This window comes from Luteibacter sp. NPDC031894, assembly GCF_050273135.1.
Taxonomy (GTDB): Bacteria; Pseudomonadota; Gammaproteobacteria; order Xanthomonadales; family Rhodanobacteraceae; genus Luteibacter.
In genome coordinates, this window is record NZ_JBNNMV010000001.1 from 574,972 (window position 1) to 592,093 (window position 17,122).

General features: G+C 67.3%; 14 protein-coding genes. 9 read left to right on the forward strand and 5 right to left on the reverse strand.

Annotated elements, in window-relative coordinates; translation table 11 throughout:
- Nucleotides 1–84 precede the first annotated feature (84 nt).
- The 8 genes from ACQKIE_RS02850 (at nucleotide 85) to lpxK (ending at nucleotide 11,714) form a co-directional block, all read left to right on the forward strand.
- The gene (locus tag ACQKIE_RS02850) at nucleotides 85–1,020 is read left to right on the forward strand and encodes a histone H1-like repetitive region-containing protein (protein WP_427455561.1); all 936 of its coding nucleotides are present in this window, start codon (nucleotides 85–87) and stop codon (nucleotides 1,018–1,020) included.
- A 108-nt stretch (nucleotides 1,021–1,128) separates the two neighbouring features.
- Nucleotides 1,129–1,731, forward strand: a complete 603-nt coding sequence (locus ACQKIE_RS02855) for a hypothetical protein (protein WP_427455563.1) — start codon at nucleotides 1,129–1,131, stop codon at nucleotides 1,729–1,731.
- 111 nt (nucleotides 1,732–1,842) lie between these two features.
- Complete coding sequence (locus ACQKIE_RS02860) at nucleotides 1,843–4,143, forward strand: DNA internalization-related competence protein ComEC/Rec2 (RefSeq protein ID WP_427455565.1); 2,301 nt, start codon at nucleotides 1,843–1,845, stop codon at nucleotides 4,141–4,143.
- Nucleotides 4,144–4,246: 103 nt separating this feature from the next.
- A complete protein-coding gene (locus tag ACQKIE_RS02865) occupies nucleotides 4,247–7,588 on the forward strand; it encodes a GH92 family glycosyl hydrolase (protein ID WP_427456786.1) in 3,342 nt (1,113 codons plus the stop codon).
- A gap of 276 nt (nucleotides 7,589–7,864) precedes the next feature.
- On the forward strand, nucleotides 7,865–8,524 hold the full coding sequence (locus ACQKIE_RS02870; RefSeq protein ID WP_427455567.1) for a MotA/TolQ/ExbB proton channel family protein: 660 nt from the start codon (nucleotides 7,865–7,867) through the stop codon (nucleotides 8,522–8,524).
- A 4-nt stretch (nucleotides 8,525–8,528) separates the two neighbouring features.
- Nucleotides 8,529–8,954 carry an ExbD/TolR family protein gene (locus tag ACQKIE_RS02875; protein WP_427455569.1) on the forward strand — a complete coding sequence of 142 codons (426 nt, stop codon included), beginning with the start codon at nucleotides 8,529–8,531 and terminating at the stop codon, nucleotides 8,952–8,954.
- Nucleotides 8,951–10,726 (forward strand): lipid A export permease/ATP-binding protein MsbA, encoded by a 1,776-nt coding sequence (msbA, locus tag ACQKIE_RS02880; protein WP_427455571.1) that lies wholly within the window; start codon nucleotides 8,951–8,953, stop codon nucleotides 10,724–10,726. The genes ACQKIE_RS02875 and msbA overlap by 4 nt, the downstream gene beginning before the upstream one ends.
- Before the next feature lie 4 nt (nucleotides 10,727–10,730).
- Nucleotides 10,731–11,714 (forward strand): tetraacyldisaccharide 4'-kinase, encoded by a 984-nt coding sequence (lpxK, locus tag ACQKIE_RS02885; protein WP_427455573.1) that lies wholly within the window; start codon nucleotides 10,731–10,733, stop codon nucleotides 11,712–11,714.
- Nucleotides 11,715–11,745: 31 nt separating this feature from the next.
- Here lpxK and ACQKIE_RS02890 read toward each other — a convergent pair whose 3' ends face one another.
- The 3 genes from ACQKIE_RS02890 to ACQKIE_RS02900 form a co-directional block, all read right to left on the reverse strand.
- Nucleotides 11,746–12,558 (reverse strand): MetQ/NlpA family ABC transporter substrate-binding protein, encoded by an 813-nt coding sequence (locus ACQKIE_RS02890; protein ID WP_427455575.1) that lies wholly within the window; start codon nucleotides 12,556–12,558, stop codon nucleotides 11,746–11,748.
- A gap of 76 nt (nucleotides 12,559–12,634) precedes the next feature.
- Nucleotides 12,635–13,309, reverse strand: a complete 675-nt coding sequence (locus tag ACQKIE_RS02895; protein WP_427455577.1) for a methionine ABC transporter permease — start codon at nucleotides 13,307–13,309, stop codon at nucleotides 12,635–12,637.
- Nucleotides 13,306–14,310, reverse strand: coding sequence for a methionine ABC transporter ATP-binding protein (locus tag ACQKIE_RS02900; RefSeq protein ID WP_427455579.1), 1,005 nt, complete (start codon nucleotides 14,308–14,310; stop codon nucleotides 13,306–13,308). The genes ACQKIE_RS02895 and ACQKIE_RS02900 overlap by 4 nt, the downstream gene beginning before the upstream one ends.
- An 84-nt stretch (nucleotides 14,311–14,394) precedes the next feature.
- Between ACQKIE_RS02900 and ACQKIE_RS02905 the strand changes: the two genes are divergently transcribed.
- Complete coding sequence (locus tag ACQKIE_RS02905; protein WP_427455581.1) at nucleotides 14,395–14,877, forward strand: glutathione peroxidase; 483 nt, start codon at nucleotides 14,395–14,397, stop codon at nucleotides 14,875–14,877.
- 4 nt (nucleotides 14,878–14,881) lie between these two features.
- Here the strand turns inward: ACQKIE_RS02905 and dacB are convergent, their stop codons facing one another.
- Complete coding sequence (gene dacB, locus ACQKIE_RS02910) at nucleotides 14,882–16,324, reverse strand: D-alanyl-D-alanine carboxypeptidase/D-alanyl-D-alanine endopeptidase (RefSeq protein WP_427455583.1); 1,443 nt, start codon at nucleotides 16,322–16,324, stop codon at nucleotides 14,882–14,884.
- The gene (locus ACQKIE_RS02915) at nucleotides 16,312–17,097 is read right to left on the reverse strand and encodes an enoyl-CoA hydratase-related protein (protein ID WP_427455585.1); all 786 of its coding nucleotides are present in this window, start codon (nucleotides 17,095–17,097) and stop codon (nucleotides 16,312–16,314) included. Before ACQKIE_RS02915 ends, dacB begins: the two co-directional genes overlap by 13 nt.
- Nucleotides 17,098–17,122 lie beyond the last annotated feature (25 nt).

A 17,122-nucleotide genomic window follows, 5' to 3' on the forward strand; every position in this document is an offset into this window, starting at 1 on the left:
ACCTTAGATGTCGTCCGGCATGCACGCGGGTTTCCCCTGGGGGGGGCGGTTCGCGTCGGCTACTACCGCAGGAGGAATGAGCGCATGGCTACGACCCGAAAGTCCGCCGCGAAGAAGTCCGCGGCACGAAAGACGGCAGCAAAGAAGACCGCCACGAAAAAAGCATCGACGAAGAAGGCCGCCACCAGGAAGGTCGCTGCGAAGAAGACCGCTTCCAGGAAGACTGCTTCCAAGAAGACCGCAGCGAAGAAGGCCGTGAGGAAGACGGCCCGCAAGAGCGCCGCGCGTCCGGCTGTAAAAAAGGCCGCCGTCAAAAAGGGCGCGGCAAAGAAGACGGCTGCGAAGAAGGGCGCGGCGACCCGCGGCACGGCGAAAAAGGCCGCTGGCCGGAAGACGGCCAAGACGGCAACCGCGAAACGCGGCACCGCGAAAAAGACATCGACGCGGAAGGCCGCTGCCCGGAAAGCACCCGCGCGCAGTTCTGTTGCAAAGAAATCCCCGGCGCGCAAGACGGCGGCACGCAAGGCGACCGGTACGGCCGAGACGCGCAAGTCGCCGGCGCGCAAGACGACGGCTGGCGGCAGCACGGCAAAGACCGCTGTCCGCAAGGGCGCCGCTACCTCCGCAACGCGGAAGACGCCCGCGCGCAAGCAGGCGGTCGCGAAGGCTCCGTCGCGCGAGCGTGCCGCGCCCGCGAAGAAGCCCGCCGCCGCCCCCGTCGCCGCGAAGCCGAGGCCGAAACCGGCCGCGAAGGCGGCTCCAGCGCCGAATGCCGGTAACGACGCACCGGTACAGCACATCACGCAGGAAGAGGCGGTCGCCCATATCCAGGCACTGCTCGACGCGAAGCGCGAACGCGATCGCCAGCCGCCGGGTTGGCCGACCGGCGAGCAGCACGCTGCCGGTACCCCGGACGTGACGCCGGGCGGATCGAACCCTTCGCCGAAGCTGCCGTCGCCCGAAGCCACGCAGCCCAACGCGGCGCACGAACGCGGCGACCAGCAGAAAAACAAGGGTTGAGTGTGAAAGCTGAATGAAAGGAAAGGGCCGCCTCGTGCGGCCCTTTTTTTTTTAGCGGCCATTCAAACGGGCGAGCGCAGTGTCGAGTCGTCCCCACGGAGATCACCCATGCGTCGAGCGCACTCGCTTCTCCTGGCGGTGGCTGCCTGCCTGCCGCTCGCCGGATGTTATTACGACCCGGACTACGGTTATGTCCGTAACGGCACCGGCGCCGATGCCTACTACGGCGAGGAGACGGTGGTGTCGCCGGGTGTGTATTCGCCGGGGTACCGCTACTACGACTACGGTCCGGCTTGTTGCTATTCGAGCTTTGGCGTCAGCACGGTCTGGTACGACGACTACGGTAACCGGCGCTATCGGCGCGGCGGCGACTGGCACGGTCACCCGCCGCCGCGAGGCGACTGGCATGGCCGCCGCGACAACGACCATCGCCCGGGGAACTGGCACGGCGACAACAGGCCGGGCGGTCCGCGCGGCGACAACCGTCCCGGGCGCGGGGACGATCGCCCTAGGGGTCACTGGCAAGGCGGTGGAAACCGTCCCCAAGGTGGGTGGCAAGGCGGCGGGAACCGGCCGCAGGGCGGCTGGCGCGGTGGTGATCGTGGCGGCGACCACAGGCCCGCGCCTTCCGCCACCCCGCGCTCAGCGCCGGCGGTTCGTCAGGCGGGATCCGGCCGCGATCGCAGCCGTTTCCGCAGCACGACGGACTGAGCCGCAAGAACCCTCGTTCGACGGTCGCCGCGACCGACATGCGGTCGCGGCCCACGGACGTGACATACCCGCATAGGCTGTCCATCGGTTTCGTCATTCCGTGCGGCGTCCTTGCGCGTTTCCTTCTCGCTCGTCTCCATCGCCGTCGCCGCCATCGTCGGCTGCACGGCGGCGCAAGGCCTGTCGTCGCTGCCTTCCTGGAAGCTCTCCGCGCTGGCATGCGCTCCGCTCCTGTTCCTGCTCTGGCGAGTCGACCATGCCGGTGTCCGGCTGCTCGCGACGGGCGCTCTCTTCGTGGTTTGGGCGGCACTCCATGGCAGCCTTGCCATGGAGGCGCGATGGCCGGCATCGCGCAACGGGGACGATATCGTCGTCACGGGACGCATCGTGGCGCTTCCGCGACGTGCCGGCGCCGACACCGCCTTTCTTTTTGACCCGGACGCGGTCGCCGACGCCGCCATGCCGCGAGGGCGCATGCGCATCACGTGGTATCGCACGGCGGTCGCGCCCGCACCATGCGAGCGGTGGCGGCTGACCCTGCGCCTGCGCCGGCCGCACGGCGGCCTCAACCCGGGACCGGCCGATGCCGAACGTGGCGCGCTGCAACGCCGCGTCGTCGCCACGGGTTACGTGCGCACGGCGAGAACCAACGAGAGACTGTCGACGCCGACGTGCGTCGACGGTTGGCGTGCCCGCATGGCGAAGGCGATCGACGCGCGGCTGGGCGAGCACGATGCTCGGATCCTCAAGGCACTTGCCGTGGGCGACACACGTGGACTGGACGCGGCCGACTGGGACACCGCGCGCGCGACGGGTGTCTCCCACCTCATGGCGATATCGGGTTTCCACGTCGGCGTCGCCGCGGGCGGTGGCGTGGCGCTTGCCCGGCTGCTTTACGCGGTGTTTCCCTGGCTTGCGTTGACCTTGCCGCGGCAGGTCGCCCAGGCGGTATTGGGATTGGGCGTGGCAGGGATCTACGGCATGCTCGCCGGGCTCGGCCTTCCCACCGTGCGCAGTCTGCTGATGATCGCCGTCGTCGTCTTCGCGATCGTTGCCAGGCGCAGGGCGAACGGGATGTCGCTCCTGGCGTTCGCGTTGCTCGCCGTCCTCGTCGTCGATCCGCTGTCCGTGCTGTCCGCTGGCTTCTGGCTATCGTTCGCCGGGGTGGGTTTCCTCATGCTTTGCGTCGCGCCTCGTTCGGATGGCTGGCGCGGCTGGCTCGGTGAGCTGCTCCGTGCGCAGGCAGCCATGAGCATCGTGTTGCTTCCCCTTTGCCTCTGGTTCTTCGGCAGCGCATCGCTCATCGGCTTCTTCGCGAACCTCGTCGCCGCGCCCCTCGTCAGTTTCGTCGTCGTGCCGCTGGTCTTGCTCGGGTGCGCGACGCTGGGCTTCCCCACGGTGTCGCACCTGTTCCTGGCGCCGGCGGCATGGCTGCTTGAACGGCTTTGGCTCGTGCTCGAAGCGATGTCACAGTGGCCCTTGGCGAGCCTCGGCGTGGCGGAGGGCGCCCTGGCGATGACGGCGCTCGCGACGTTGGGCGCGGCATGGCTGTTCGTGCCGCGCGGTGTCCCCTTGCGTGGCTACGGTTTCCTGCTGTTGCTGCCGCTGTTCCTGCCCGCGCGCGACGAGCCGCGGCCCGGTGCCTTCCGTGCCTGGGTGCTGGACGTGGGGCAGGGCCTGGCCGTGCTCGTACGGACGCAGTCGCACACCCTCGTATACGACGCCGGTCCAGCCTATGCGGGCAGACGTGACGCGGGCAGCGGCATCGTCTTGCCAGCCATCACCGCGCTCGGGATCGGCCCCGTCGATCGCCTCGTGGTGAGTCATGGCGACAGCGACCACGCCGGCGGCGCCGCCCCTGTCGCTCGCCGTTACCCGCGGGCCGTCCGCTTATCCGGGGAGCCTCGACGGTTGCCTTTCACCTCGTCGCCGTGTGCGGTCGACGCGTCCTGGTCGTGGGATGGCGTGGCGTTCCGCTTCATCGAGGTGCCGGTGGCGCCGGGCGGGCAGACGAAGCCGAACGACCGCTCCTGTGTCCTCGCCGTGGAAGGCAAGGGTGGGCGCCTCCTGCTTACGGGCGACATTGGCAACCGCGCGGAGCGTCGGATCGCCGTGGACGATCTCGCGTCCTCGCTTCCGACCGTGACGACCATGGCCCACCATGGCAGTCGGCATTCGTCCGATCCGTCGTGGCTGGCGGTAGTGCGGCCGACGATGGCGATCGCATCGGCGGGCTGGCGCAACCGTTTCGGGCACCCACACCCGAGCATCGTCGACCGGCATGCGCGATTCGCCACCGACGTTTACGTCACGGCCCGGAGTGGCGCGATCCGCATCGATTTTCCCGCGCTGGGACCGCCCACCGTCGCGCGGGAATGGCGGCGTCCGGCTGATCGATACTGGCGCGAATAGGTCGATCGCAGGCTGGCGTCGTGCTGCGCTGCATTTGACATCTCCAATTTAGAACGATTTAAATGCCGGTTCCGCAAACGAGGGGATGAACGTGACGGGATCGATGCACGTCTGGAAGAGGTCGGGACTCGCGCTGGCGATGTCGTCCATCCTGGTCACTGGCGCGGCCTTCGCGGCTACCCAGCGGTTCGATAGTTCATTCGAGCAAGGCGAGCCTGCGCTGCTCGCGAAGGGGCCGGCGGGTCTGGACGTGCGCGTGGTCGGCGGACCGCCGCCCGAGGCCGTGCTGACCGCCAAGGCGAACGTCGGCTTCACCGGCACGCATTCCCTGCGATATGCCGGAACGGCAACCGGCAGCGCCCTGACGACGACGCTGTTCGACACCGACCTGCGTGTCGCCGAGGGCACGACGCTTTCCTGGCTGGTCTTCCCGCGCTCCAACAAGGACGACCTGGTCAATCCCGCCAACTACGTGAGCGTCGACCTGGTTTTCGACGACGGCTCGCGCCTGTCGACGAGCGGCGCGCGTGACCAGCACCGCGTGCCCGCCACCGCGAAGGGGCAGGGCGCGGGCCGTGTGCTCTATCCGGACCAGTGGAACTACGTGAGCGTGGATCTCGGCGCCGTCGCCAAGGGCCGCCGCATCCGTTCCATCGAGCTCGTCGCGGATGCGCCCGCGGGCAAGTCTTTCGAAGGCTACCTCGACGACGTCCGCATCGGTGTGGTGAAGGACATCGCGAGCAGCCATCCCACCGATTACGTCGACACGCGGCGCGGTTCGAACGCGAACGCCAACTTCTCGCGCGGCAACAATTTCCCCGCGGTGGCGATGCCACACGGCTTCAACTTCTGGACGCCCACCACCAACGCGGGATCGAACTGGATTTACCAGTACCAGGAGCGCAATGGCGACGATAACCGCCCGCGCATCGAGGCTTTCGGCCTTTCCCACGAACCCAGCCCCTGGATGGGCGAGCGCCAGACCTTCCAGGTGATGCCCGCCCAGGCGGCGTCGGGCGCGCCGCCGTTGAAGCGCGAGACGCGCGCCCTGGCCTTCGGCCACGACGCGGAAGTGGCGCATCCGGACTACTACAGCGTGCGCTTCGACAACGGGATCACGACGGAGATCACCCCGACCGACCATGCCGCGATGTTCCGTTTCACCTTCACGGGCAACCGCTCGCAGCTGGTGTTCGACAACCTCGATGCGCGCGCGGCCGTCAGCCTGGATCCCGACCATCGCGCCATCCAGGGCTGGTCCGACGTGCAGAGCCGCTTGTCGACGGGCGCCACGCGCCTGTACTTCTATGCCGAGTTCGACCGGCCCGTGGCCGAGAGCGGTCGTCTGACCGGTGAGAAGCGCGACGCGGCGTCGGCCTGGTTCGGCTTCGATACGTCGAAGAAGGGCGGCCGCACGGTGACGATGCGCATCGCGACGTCGCTGATCGGCGTGGACCAGGCGAAGGCCAACCTCGCGCAGGAAATCGCGGCGAGCGACAGCTTCGACAGCGTGCGTGAGCGCGCGCGCAAGGCCTGGGACGAGCGCCTCGGCATCGTCTCGGTGGAAGGTGCGACGCGTGACGAGCGCACCATCCTCTATTCCAACCTGTATCGGCTGTTCCTGTATCCGAACCGGGCGTACGAGAACACCGGCAGCAAGGACGCACCCGTCTGGCGTTACGCCAGCCCGTTCTCCGCGGCGGTCGGCGAAAGCACGCCGACGCATACCGGTGCGCGCATCGTCGACGGCCAGCCCTACGTCAACAACGGCTTCTGGGACACGTACCGCACCGCGTGGCCGGCCTATGTGCTCCTCACGCCGACGGAAGCCGGCAAGATGATCGACGGTTTCGTGCAGCAGTACCGCGATGGTGGCTGGATCGCGCGCTGGACCTCCCCGGGCTACGCCGACCTCATGGTAGGTACCAGTTCCGATGTCGCCTTCGCCGATGCATGGTTGAAGGGCGTGCGCAATTTCGACGTGGTCTCGTTCTATCAGTCGGCGATCCGCAACGCGTCGAGCGCCAGCGACGTGAAGGGCGCGGGGCGCAAGGGCATCGAGCGTTCGCTGTTCAACGGTTACACCGACGACAAGGTGTCCGAGGGTCTGTCCTGGTCGATGGACGGCTACATCAACGACTTCGCCATCGGCAACCTTGCCAAGGCGCTCGCCAAGGAACCGGTCTCCGGCGACGCGTATCGCAACTATGCGGATGACGCGGCCTGGTACCGCTCGCGTGCCTTGGGATACACCAACGTGTTCGATCCGGACGTGGGGTTCTTCGTCGCCCGCGACCCCGCGGGCAAGTGGCGCTGGACGGCGAAGGAGTTCAGCCCGATCCGTTGGGGCGGCGATTACACCGAAACGAACGCATGGGGCATGGCGTTCCACGCGCCGCAGGACGGCGCGGGCCTGGCCGGACTGTACGGTGGCCGCGATGCGTTGGCGGCGAAGCTCGACAGTTTCTTCTCGGCCCCCGGCACCTTCGAAGTGGGTGACTACGGCGACGTGATCCACGAGATGCTCGAGGCGCGCGACGTCCGCATGGGCCAGTACGGGCATTCCAACCAGCCCGCGCACCACATCATCTGGATGTACGACGTGGCCGGCCAGCCGTGGAAGACGCAGGACAAGTTGCGCGATGCCGTGTCCCGCCTCTACGTGGGCAGCGAGATCGGCCAGGGCTATCCGGGCGACGAAGACAACGGCGAAATGTCGGCGTGGTGGCTGTTCGGCGCCGCGGGCTTCTACCCCTTGCGCATGGGCACGCCGGAATACGTCATCGGCGCGCCGCACTTCCCGCATATGACGATCGCGCTGGAGAACGGCGCGAAGATCGACATCCGCGCGCCGGGCGTCAGCGACACGAATCGCTATGTGCAGTCGTTGAAAGTGAACGGCGAGGCATGGAACACGCTGACCCTGCCGCATGCGCTGCTTGCCAAGGGCGCCACGCTCGACTTCGTCATGGGCCCTGAGCCGTCGAAGTGGGGCACGGGACCCGACGCGTTGCCGGCATCGATCACGGCCGAGGGACAGAAGCCCGCGCCGCTTCGCGACGTGACGCGGGCCGAGGGGACGACACTCGACGGGCATCGCGACGCGAAGCTCGCCGCAGTGTCGGACAACGATTCGTCGACCGAATTCGCCCTGGCGAAGGGGAAGACGGTGGTGGACTATCGCCTGGCCCAGGCGGCCAACGTGGAGGTCTACACCATCACCTCCGGTGCGGCCAAGCCGGCGCCCTCGCACTGGACGCTGCAAGGCTCGGCGGACGGCAAGCAGTGGACGACCCTGGACGAGCGCCACGAAGAGCGGTTCCCGTGGCATCGCCAGACCCGGGCGTTCGCGCTCAAGCAGCCGGCTTCGTACAAGCGCTACCGTCTCGTGCTGGAAAGCGACGCCGCGTCCAGCGTGGCGGAGCTGGAGCTGCTGGCCAGGTAAGACCGGCATCGTTCGCTGCGAGCCACCTGTGGGCGATGGAGTGCGTTTCGCGAGCTCCCATCGCCGACAGGGTCGGCTCCCACCGAGCAGGGTTTCTCCAGGGCGCTGTGGCTAGCCTGCTATCGCCGACAGGGTCGGCTCCCACCGGGTCAGCACTCCGGCCTTGGCCTTCCGCCGACGAGGGCCCCGAGGTGCAGACTGCCAAGGGGGCCTCAGTCCCCCAGGCGGGCCCTGCTATGATGCCCGCCTGACTTTTTCGTAGCTTCCGGGGTTCACGTGCTCGAGATCCTTCTGGCTGGCGGCTGGGCATTGCTGCCGATCCTCATTTGTTCGCTGGCGGCGCTGGCGATCGTGCTGGAACGCTTCTGGGCCCTGCGCCGCGCGGCCGTGCTGCCGCCGGGGCTTGGTGCCGAAGTCCGCGAATGGGCCCGCTCGTCGAAGCTCGATGCCGCCCACCTCGCCGCGTTGGAGAAGGGTTCCCCGCTGGGCGAACTGTTCGCCGGCGCGCTGGCGGTGCGCGATCGTCCGCGCGAGCTCATCAAGGAGCGCATCGAAGACACGGGGCGCCATGTGGTCCACCGCATGGAGCGTTACCTGAACACCCTCGGCACCATCGCGCTCATCGGCCCGTTGCTCGGCCTGCTCGGCACGGTGATCGGCCTGATCCGCATGTTCCTCAACGTGATGGCCGGCGGCATCGGCGATCCGACCAAGATGGCCGGCGGCATCGGCGAGGCGTTGATCTGCACCGCCTTCGGCCTCGTCGTCTCGATTCCCGCGTACGTGCTGCACCGCTATTTCCGCTCGAAGGTCGGCGGCTACGTCGTGCAGATGGAGAAGGAAGCCACCGCGCTGCTGGACGATTTGTCGGCACCGCGCCCGGCGCCACGCCGCCGCACGGCCGCGACGGAAGCCGCCGTTACGCAGGCTGGTTGAACCCATGCGCATCGGTTCCCGTCGCGAGGACGATTTCGAGATCAACGTGATCTCGCTGATCGACGTCCTGCTTACCCTGCTGATGTTCTTCGTGCTCAGCACCACCTTCATCGAGCACTCGCGCCTGAAGGTCGACCTGCCGAAGGCCGACAGCCAGGCGCGCGAGGCCACCGACAACGCGCTCACGCTCGTCGTCGACCGCGACGGGCACTACGCCGTCGGCAGCGACGAAGTCCTGGGCGAGGGCATCGAGCCCCTGAAAACCACGATCGAGCGTGTCGCCGGGCCCGATCGCGGCCGGATCGTCGTGATCCGTGCCGACGCCATGACGCCGCACCAGAACGTGGTGCGCGCCATGGATGCGCTGGGCCAGCTGGGCTTCACCCGGCTCTCCATCGCCACCACCCCGGCGCAGGCGGCGGCCCAGTGAGTTCGCCGAAGGTTTCGGTCTGGGACGTACGGACCTGGCATACCTATAAGCGCCTGCTCGGCTACACGAAGCGCTTCCGCACGGCGGGCATCATCGCGATCGTCGGCATGATCGTCGATCCGGCGTGCCTGTCGCTGTTCACCAACCTCCTGCAGCCGCTGATCGACAACCTGTTCATCGCGCGCGATCCGCACACGATCTTCTGGATGCCCATCTGGATCATCTGCATCTTCGCGGTGCGCGGCGTCGCGTCGTACTGCACCGACTACGGCATCGCCTATGTCGGCCGCAACGTCGTCCAGGCCATCCGCATCGACGTGTTCGCCGCGTACCTGCGCCTGCCGTCCACGTTCTTCGCAAAGGAGCCGTCGGGCCAGCAGATCTCGCGCATCACGTACACCAGCGAGCAGGTGGCGGCGGCCTCGTCGGATTCGCTGAAGGTCGCGGTCACCGAAGGCTTGACCGTCGTCGGCCTGCTCACCGTCATGCTCTACCAGAGCGCGTACCTGGCGATGGCGCTGCTCGTGCTGGTGCCCTGCGTGGTGGTGATCGTCACGGTCATCAGCCGCCGCTACCGCAAGATCAGCAAGCGCATCCAGGGCAACATGGGCACGGTCACCAGCGCCGTCGAAGAGGCCGTGGCGGCCAATCGCGAAGTGCGCATCTACGGCGGCCAGGTGCGCGAAGGCGACCGCTTCCACGACATCGCGGACCGCCAGCGCCGGCTGAACCTCAAGGTGTCGGCCACCAGCGCGGCATCGAGCGCCACGATCCAGACGGTCGGCGCCGTGGCGCTCGCCGTGCTGGTCTTCCTCGGCACACGCCCCGGTGTCATCGAGACGATCACGCCAGGCGTGTTCACGGCGGTGCTGACGGCCATGGGCGGCATGCTGCCGTCGTTGAAGCGCCTTGCCGGGATCCAGTCGAACCTGCAAAAGGGCGTGAGCGCGGCGGAAGACCTGTTCGCGATCATCGACGAACCGCCCGAAGTGGACCACGGCACGGAAGAACTGGTGCGCACCCGCGGCGATATCCATTTCGAGAACGTCCGCCTGGTGTACGAGCGAAACAATCATGCGGCCTTGCGCGGCGTGGACCTGGTCTGCGCTCCCGGCACGGTCACCGCGCTCGTCGGCCGCTCCGGCAGCGGCAAGTCCAGCCTCGTGAGCCTGCTGCCGCGCTTCTATGAGCCGACCGAGGGCCGCATCCTGATCGACGGGCGCGACTATGCCCAGTACACGCTGGCGTCGCTGCGCAGGCAGATCGCGTGGGTGGGCCAGCATGTGGTCCTCTTCGATGACACGGTGGCCGCGAACATCGCGTATGGCGAGATGTCCGGTGCCTCCGAGGCCGACATCGTCGCAGCAGCGCAGGCGGCCAACGCGATGGAGTTCATCGAGCGCCTGCCGGACGGTCTCGACACGCGGATCGGGCAGGGGGGCAATTCGCTCTCCGGCGGTCAGCGGCAGCGCCTCGCGATTGCTCGCGCCATCCTGAAGAATGCGCCGATCCTCGTGCTGGACGAGGCCACGAGCGCGCTCGACACCGAGTCGGAGCGACTGATCCAGGACGCCTTGACCCGCCTGATGCGCGATCGCACCACGCTGGTCATCGCGCACCGCCTGTCCACCATCGAGCACGCGGACCAGATCGCCGTGATGGAGCAGGGAAGGATCATCGAACTGGGCACGCATCGCGAGCTGATCGACAAGGGCGGCCAGTACGCGGCGCTCCACCGCATGCAGTTCCACGAGCAGGAAACGGCGGGCTGAGCGCGTGGGCCTGAGCGCCTCCCTGCAGCGGCGTTGGTACGGCGGTGGCGCGCCTTCATGGTGGACACGCCCGCTGGAATCGCTTTATCGCCACGTCACCGCGAGCCGGGCACGGCGTTTCCGCGAGGATCCCGCGGCCGTGGTCCGTCTTCCCGTACCCGTGGTCGTCGTCGGCAACATCACGGTGGGTGGCACCGGCAAGACGCCGCTGATCATCGCGCTGGCCCGGGCACTGGCCGAACGCGGCTTCGTTCCCGGCGTCGTCAGCCGTGGCTACGGCGGAAGCGAACGCGGGCCGTACCTGCTCACCGGGGACGACGATCCTGCCCGCGTCGGTGACGAGCCCAGCCTCATTCGCCAGAGTGGCGTTCCCGTGGCCATCGGCAGCGAGCGGCCCGAAGCGGCCCGGCTGCTGATCGATGCAGGCTGCGACCTTGTATTGGCCGACGACGGCCTGCAGCACTATCGGCTCGGCCGGGACGTCGAAATCTGCGTGATCGATGGCGAGCGCCGTCTCGGCAACGGTCACCTGCTTCCCGCCGGTCCGCTGCGCGAACCTGCCAGCCGCCTGGACGACGTGGACTTCGTCGTGGTCAACGGCGGTTCGCCCTCATCGGGCGAAATAGCGATGACGCTGGAAGGCGGTACCGCCATAAACATGCATGATCCATCGCTCACGGCGCCGCTGTCCGAGTTCGCCGGGCGTCCGGCGCATGCGGTCGCCGGCATCGGCAATCCGGCGCGATTCTTCGCCAGCCTCGCCGCACATGGCATCGCCGTGCATGGTCACCCGTTCGCGGACCACCACTCGTTCACACGCGACGACTTCGTCTTTGCCGATGGCTGTCCCGTGCTGATGACGGACAAGGACGCGGTGAAGTGCCGCGACTTCGCCCGTCCGAACTGGTGGCGAGTGCCCGTCAGGGCCGTGCTGGCCGAGTCGTTCTACGGCGCCGTGGCGGAACGATTGCAGCAGTTGAAGTCCTGAAGCCTGCAAAGGTTCCCACGGTGATGCTCCCTCAGAACGCCGGCTGCACCGCGCCGCCGTAGGTTTTCTCGATGAACGCCTTGACTTCGGGAGAGGTCAGCGCCGCGGCGAGCTTCTGCACGCGCGGATCGTCCTTGTTGTCGGGACGCGCAACCAGGAAGTTCACATAAGGCGAATCCTTGTCCTCGATCAGCAAGGCGTCCTTCACCGGGTTGAGCTTGGCGGCCAGCGCGTAGTTGGTGTTGATGAGCGCGAGGTCCACCTCGCCCAACACGCGCGGCAACATGGCGGCCTCCAGCTCGCGGAACTTGAGGTGCTTCGGATTGCCGGTGATGTCTTTCAACGTTGCGAGCTTGTCGTCGGGATTCGCCAGCGTGATCAGGTGGTGCTTCGCCAGGAGCAACAGGGCGCGGCTGTTATTGCTCGGATCGTTCGGGATGACGACGTTGGCACCGTCGGGAAGCTGGTCGATGGTCGTGTACTTGCGCGAGTAGGCCCCGAACGGCTCGATGTGGACGCCGACGACCTTGACCAGGTTCGTACCGCGCTCCTTGTTGAAGGCATCGAGGTAGGGGCCGGTCTCGAAGAAGTTCACGTCCAGTTGCTTCTGCGCCACCTGCATGTTCGGCTGCACGTAGTCGGTGAACACACGGATTTCCAGCTTGACGCCTTGTTTCGCGAGAAGCGGCTTGATCTCCTTGAGGATTTCCGTGTGCGGCACCGGCGTGGCGGCGACCGTGAGTGTCGCTTCGGCGCCGGCATCCTTACCCTCGCCCTGGCCGCCGGAACAGCCCGCCATGAGCACGGCAAGAGCGGAGATGAGGGGCAGCAGGGTCTTCTTCATGAGGGCGTCCATCGCGATGTTGCGGTGCGACAGCATAGACGTCCATACCGCCGGATGCAAAGACGCGGAGCGCCGTTCAGCGTCGGCTGTAGCGGGTCACGAGGCGATCACCGATCGACTGCAGGACCTGGACCAGCACCACGAGCAATGCCACGGTCACCAGCATGTAGTCAGGCTTGTAGCCGTTGTAACCGTACTGGTACGCCAGTGCACCCAGTCCACCCGCGCCCACGATGCCGCCCATGGCCGTATAGCCGACGAGCGCTACGGCGGTGACGGTCGTGCTGGCGACGAGGCCGGCGCGCGCCTCGGGGAGCAGGACACGGGTCACGATCTGTGCCGTGGTGGCGCCCATGGCCTGGCTCGCCTCGATGACGCCGCGGTCGACCTCGCGCAAGGCGGTTTCCACGAGCCGGGCGAAGAATGGCGCCGCGCCGATGACCAGCGGCACGATGGCGCCACGGATGCCGATGCTCACGCCGGTGATGGCCTGGGTCACGGGGATCAGCAGGATCATCAGGATGATGAACGGGATGGATCGCAGCACGTTCACGGCAAAAGAAAGCGTGCCGTAGAGTTTCGGCTTCGCGTGCAACTGGCCGCGCGCGGTCAGGAACAGCCACACGCCCAGTGGCAGCCCGATCGCGATCGTGAAGACCAGCGAGCCGCCCAGCATCAACAAGGTGTCGACGCACGCCTGTGCGATCTCCGGCCAGTCGATGTTGGGGAACAGCGTTTGCATCGGGCTCATCGGACCACCTCCTCGATGTCGACGCCCGCGGCGCGGATCTGGGCCAGGGCCTGCTCCAGGTGATCGCCATGCATGGCGAGGGTCAACTGGCCGTAGGGCGTGTCCTTGATCCGGTCGACGCGCCCGGAGAGCAGGTTGTATTCCACGCCCGTGTCGCGCACGACGCGCGACAGCAACGGTGAATACGTGGCGTCGCCACGGAAGGAAAGGCGATAGAGCGTACCGTCCACGCCGGGGAAGTCCGGCCCGCGACCTTCGCGATGGTCCGCTTCGGCGACGAAGCGTCGCGTGGTGGGATGCTGTGGATGCAGGAAGACGTCGGCCACCGTGCCCGATTCCACGACGCGGCCCGCGTCGAGCACGGCCACGCGGTCGCAGACGCGGCGGATGACGTCCATCTCGTGGGTGATGAGGACGATGGTCAGGTTGAGCCGGCGATTGATGTCGGCAAGCAGTTCCAGCACCGACGCCGTCGTCTGCGGATCGAGCGCGCTCGTCGCCTCGTCGCAAAGCAGGATGCCGGGATGGCTGGCGAGGGCACGCGCGATGCCGACGCGCTGCTTCTGCCCACCCGACAACTGCGCGGGATACTTGCGTGCGTGATCGGTCAGGCCGACGAGTTCGAGCAGTTCGTTCACTCGCGCGGCAATGCTGGCCTCATCCATGCTGCCCTGCAGGCGCAAGGGGAAAGCCACGTTCTCGGCCACCGTGCGCGAAGCGAGCAGGTTGAAGTGCTGGAAGATCATGCCGATGCCCGAACGCAGCCGGCGCAGATCGGCGCCTTCCGCGTGCGTGACGTCGTGGCCGTCGATGAACACCTGTCCCGCGGTCGGGCGCTCCAGCAGGTTGACCAGGCGCAACAGGGTGGACTTGCCGGCACCGGAGTGGCCGATGATGCCGAAGACCTCACCGGCTTCGATCGTGAGATCGACCGGGTGCAGGGCGGGAACGAGCGCGCCGTCCACGGAGTAGGACTTGGACGCGGCGGCGAAACGAATCACGGGCGTGGGCCTCGGCCGGAAAGACGTCCATCTTAGCCGAAGCGGCGTAGACTGGCCCCCACCTCGTCAGGAAGGACACCGCGCATGGCCAGCATCTACGACTTCACTGCCCGCGACATCGACGGTAACGAGCGCTCCCTGGCCGAGTTCCGCGGCAAGGCGCTCCTGGTAGTGAACGTGGCTTCGAAGTGCGGGTTCACGCCGCAGTACGAAAGCCTCGAGGCGCTCCATAAGGCCTGGCATGATCGCGGTTTCGAAGTCCTCGGATTCCCCTGCGACCAGTTCGGCCACCAGGAGCCAGGCAACGAGGATGAGATTCGCAATTTCTGTTCGCTCAACTACGGCGTGAGCTTCCCGATGTTCGCGAAGATCGAGGTCAATGGCGAAGGGGCGCATCCGCTGTATCGCTGGCTGAAGGCGGAGAAGAAGGGCCTGCTGGGCACGGGCGGCATCAAGTGGAACTTCACGAAGTTCCTCATCGACAGGGAAGGGCACGTCGTCGACCGTTACGCCCCGACGGATACGCCGGAGAAGATTGGCAAGGACCTGCCGGCCGTGCTGACCTGAGCGACTACAGGCGCTCGTTGGCCTCGGCAAACATCGCCGCGATCGCATCGACCTCGGCGGACACCGGCCTGACCGGCGTTGCGCTGCGCGATGGCGGTTGGTAATTGTTGAGCACGATCGCGAAGGCAAGGCGCTGGCCCGTCTTCGTCGTCGCGTAGCCGGCCAGGGCATTGACGAAACTCATGCTGCCGGTCTTTGCGACCACGCGGCCCTGCGCGGCGGTGTCGCGCATGCGGTTCGCCAATGTCCCGTCGATGCCTGCCACAGGTAGCAGGCCGTGCCACACGTCGGCGAGCGGTGACGCGTCCATGATCGCCAGCAGTCGTGTAAGCGAGGCGGCCGTGGTGAGGTCGTGACGGGATAGGCCGGTACCCTCGACCATGGTCGTCGCCGCCGGTCCGATGCCGCGCGCGGCGAGCCATGTCTCCAACGCGGTCGCCGCGCGATCCTCGGCCGACGCCGTGTCATCTACCTTCGCGGCAGGGGCCCCTTGTCCGGCGAGGAGGAAAACGCTCTGCAGGTAAAGGTTTTGCGAGCGCTTCAGTCCGTCGCGAAGGATGGCTGCCAGGGGCGGTGAATCCCACGACGCGATCATTTCGCCGCGCGGCGATGGCAGTGGCCAACGCACGCTGCGGGCTTCTCCGTCGACACGGATGCCTTGCTGGGCGAGCGCGGACTGCAGCCGCCGCGCAGCGGTGAGTGCGGGATCGGGAATCGATAGCCGCGCTGTGCGTGTCGGCATGCTTTCGCCGTCCGCGCCGAGGACATGTACCGTTGCCGTGCCGGGAGCGCGATAGAACGCGAAGCGCCCTGCCGGTTCGAGCGCGACGGCGACGGCCGCATCTTCGGGTTTTACGACGACGCGGCCGCCCGCGGCGACCGTGGTCGTCATCGTGTTCTCGTCGATGTCGAGGCCGCCCGCCGAGGCCCCGTAATAGGTTTGCAGATCGGCGGCCTCCCAACCGTTGCCGATGGGTGGACCCGCGAAAAGGGTGTCGTCGCCGACGACGGCGCCATCGATTCGCCGGATGCCGTGCTCATGCACCGCGGTGGCAAGCCGGTCGGCCCAGGCGCTGCCGGCGAGCGTGGGGTCACCCCCGCCACGGAGGATGAGGTCGCCGCGGAGGCGCCCCTTGCGTAGTTCGCCCCGGACGAGCACATCGGTATGGGTGCGATAGTCCGCGCCGAGCCGGTCGAGGGCGAACGCCGCGGTGTAGAGCTTGGCTGTCGATGCCGGAAGCAACAGGCGGCCGGCATCGTGACTGTAGACGGTGTGGCCGTCGTCGAGCGATACGACCGAGACACCCCAGGACGCGGCGGCGAAGCGCGGCTGGTCGATGTGCTGGTCGATACGTTTGGCTAGCGTTTCCGCTTCGCATGCGGTGGCGGCGAACAGCAAACAGACCGCGAAGAGGTGTGGAAGCCTCGCCGGTGTCAGGACAGCCATGCAGGCTGGCCCTTTTCGAGGAAAGCGGTGAGCCCCTCCTGTCCTTCCGCGGACACACGAAGTCGCGCGATCAGCGCGGCGTTTTCCGCGTCGATCTGTTCCATGCTGCCGCTATCCATCCCGCCCATGCCCAGCGCGAGGCGCTTCGCTTCGCCTTGCGCGACCGGGCCGCCTTTGGCGAGCAGTCCCACCACGCGCTCGACGGCGCCGTCGAGTCCTTCGGTGGGCGCGATCTCGTGTACCAGGCCCATCCCGAGTGCGGCCGTCGCGCCGAAGGCCTCGCCGGTGAGGAACAGTCGGCGTGCATGGCGCAACCCGATGGCGGCCACGACATAGGGCGAAATCACGGCAGGAACGAGCCCGAGCTTCACCTCGGAAAGGGCGAACTTCGCGCCGTCGGACGCGATCGCGATATCGCAACAGGCCACCAGCCCGACACCGCCACCAAAGGTCGCGCCGTTCACCTTCGCGATCGTCGGCTTCGTAAGAAATTGCAGCCTGCGCATCAGGGCGGCAAGGCGTAGGGAGTCTTCGCGATTTTCTTCTTCCGACGCCTGCACCATCCCTCGCATCCAGCGCAGGTCCGCGCCGGCGGAGAAGCTCGTTCCCGCGCCGGTCAGCACCACGGCACGCACGCCGCCGTCGGCTTCCACCGCCGCGAGAGCCGCGGTCAGCTCGGCGATCAAACCGTCATCGAAGGCGTTGTGCACCTCCGGACGGTTCATGACCAGATGGGCGACGGCGCCCCGGCGGACCACTTCGACGGCTGACATGGCGGAACTCCTGCGGGGAAGGTCG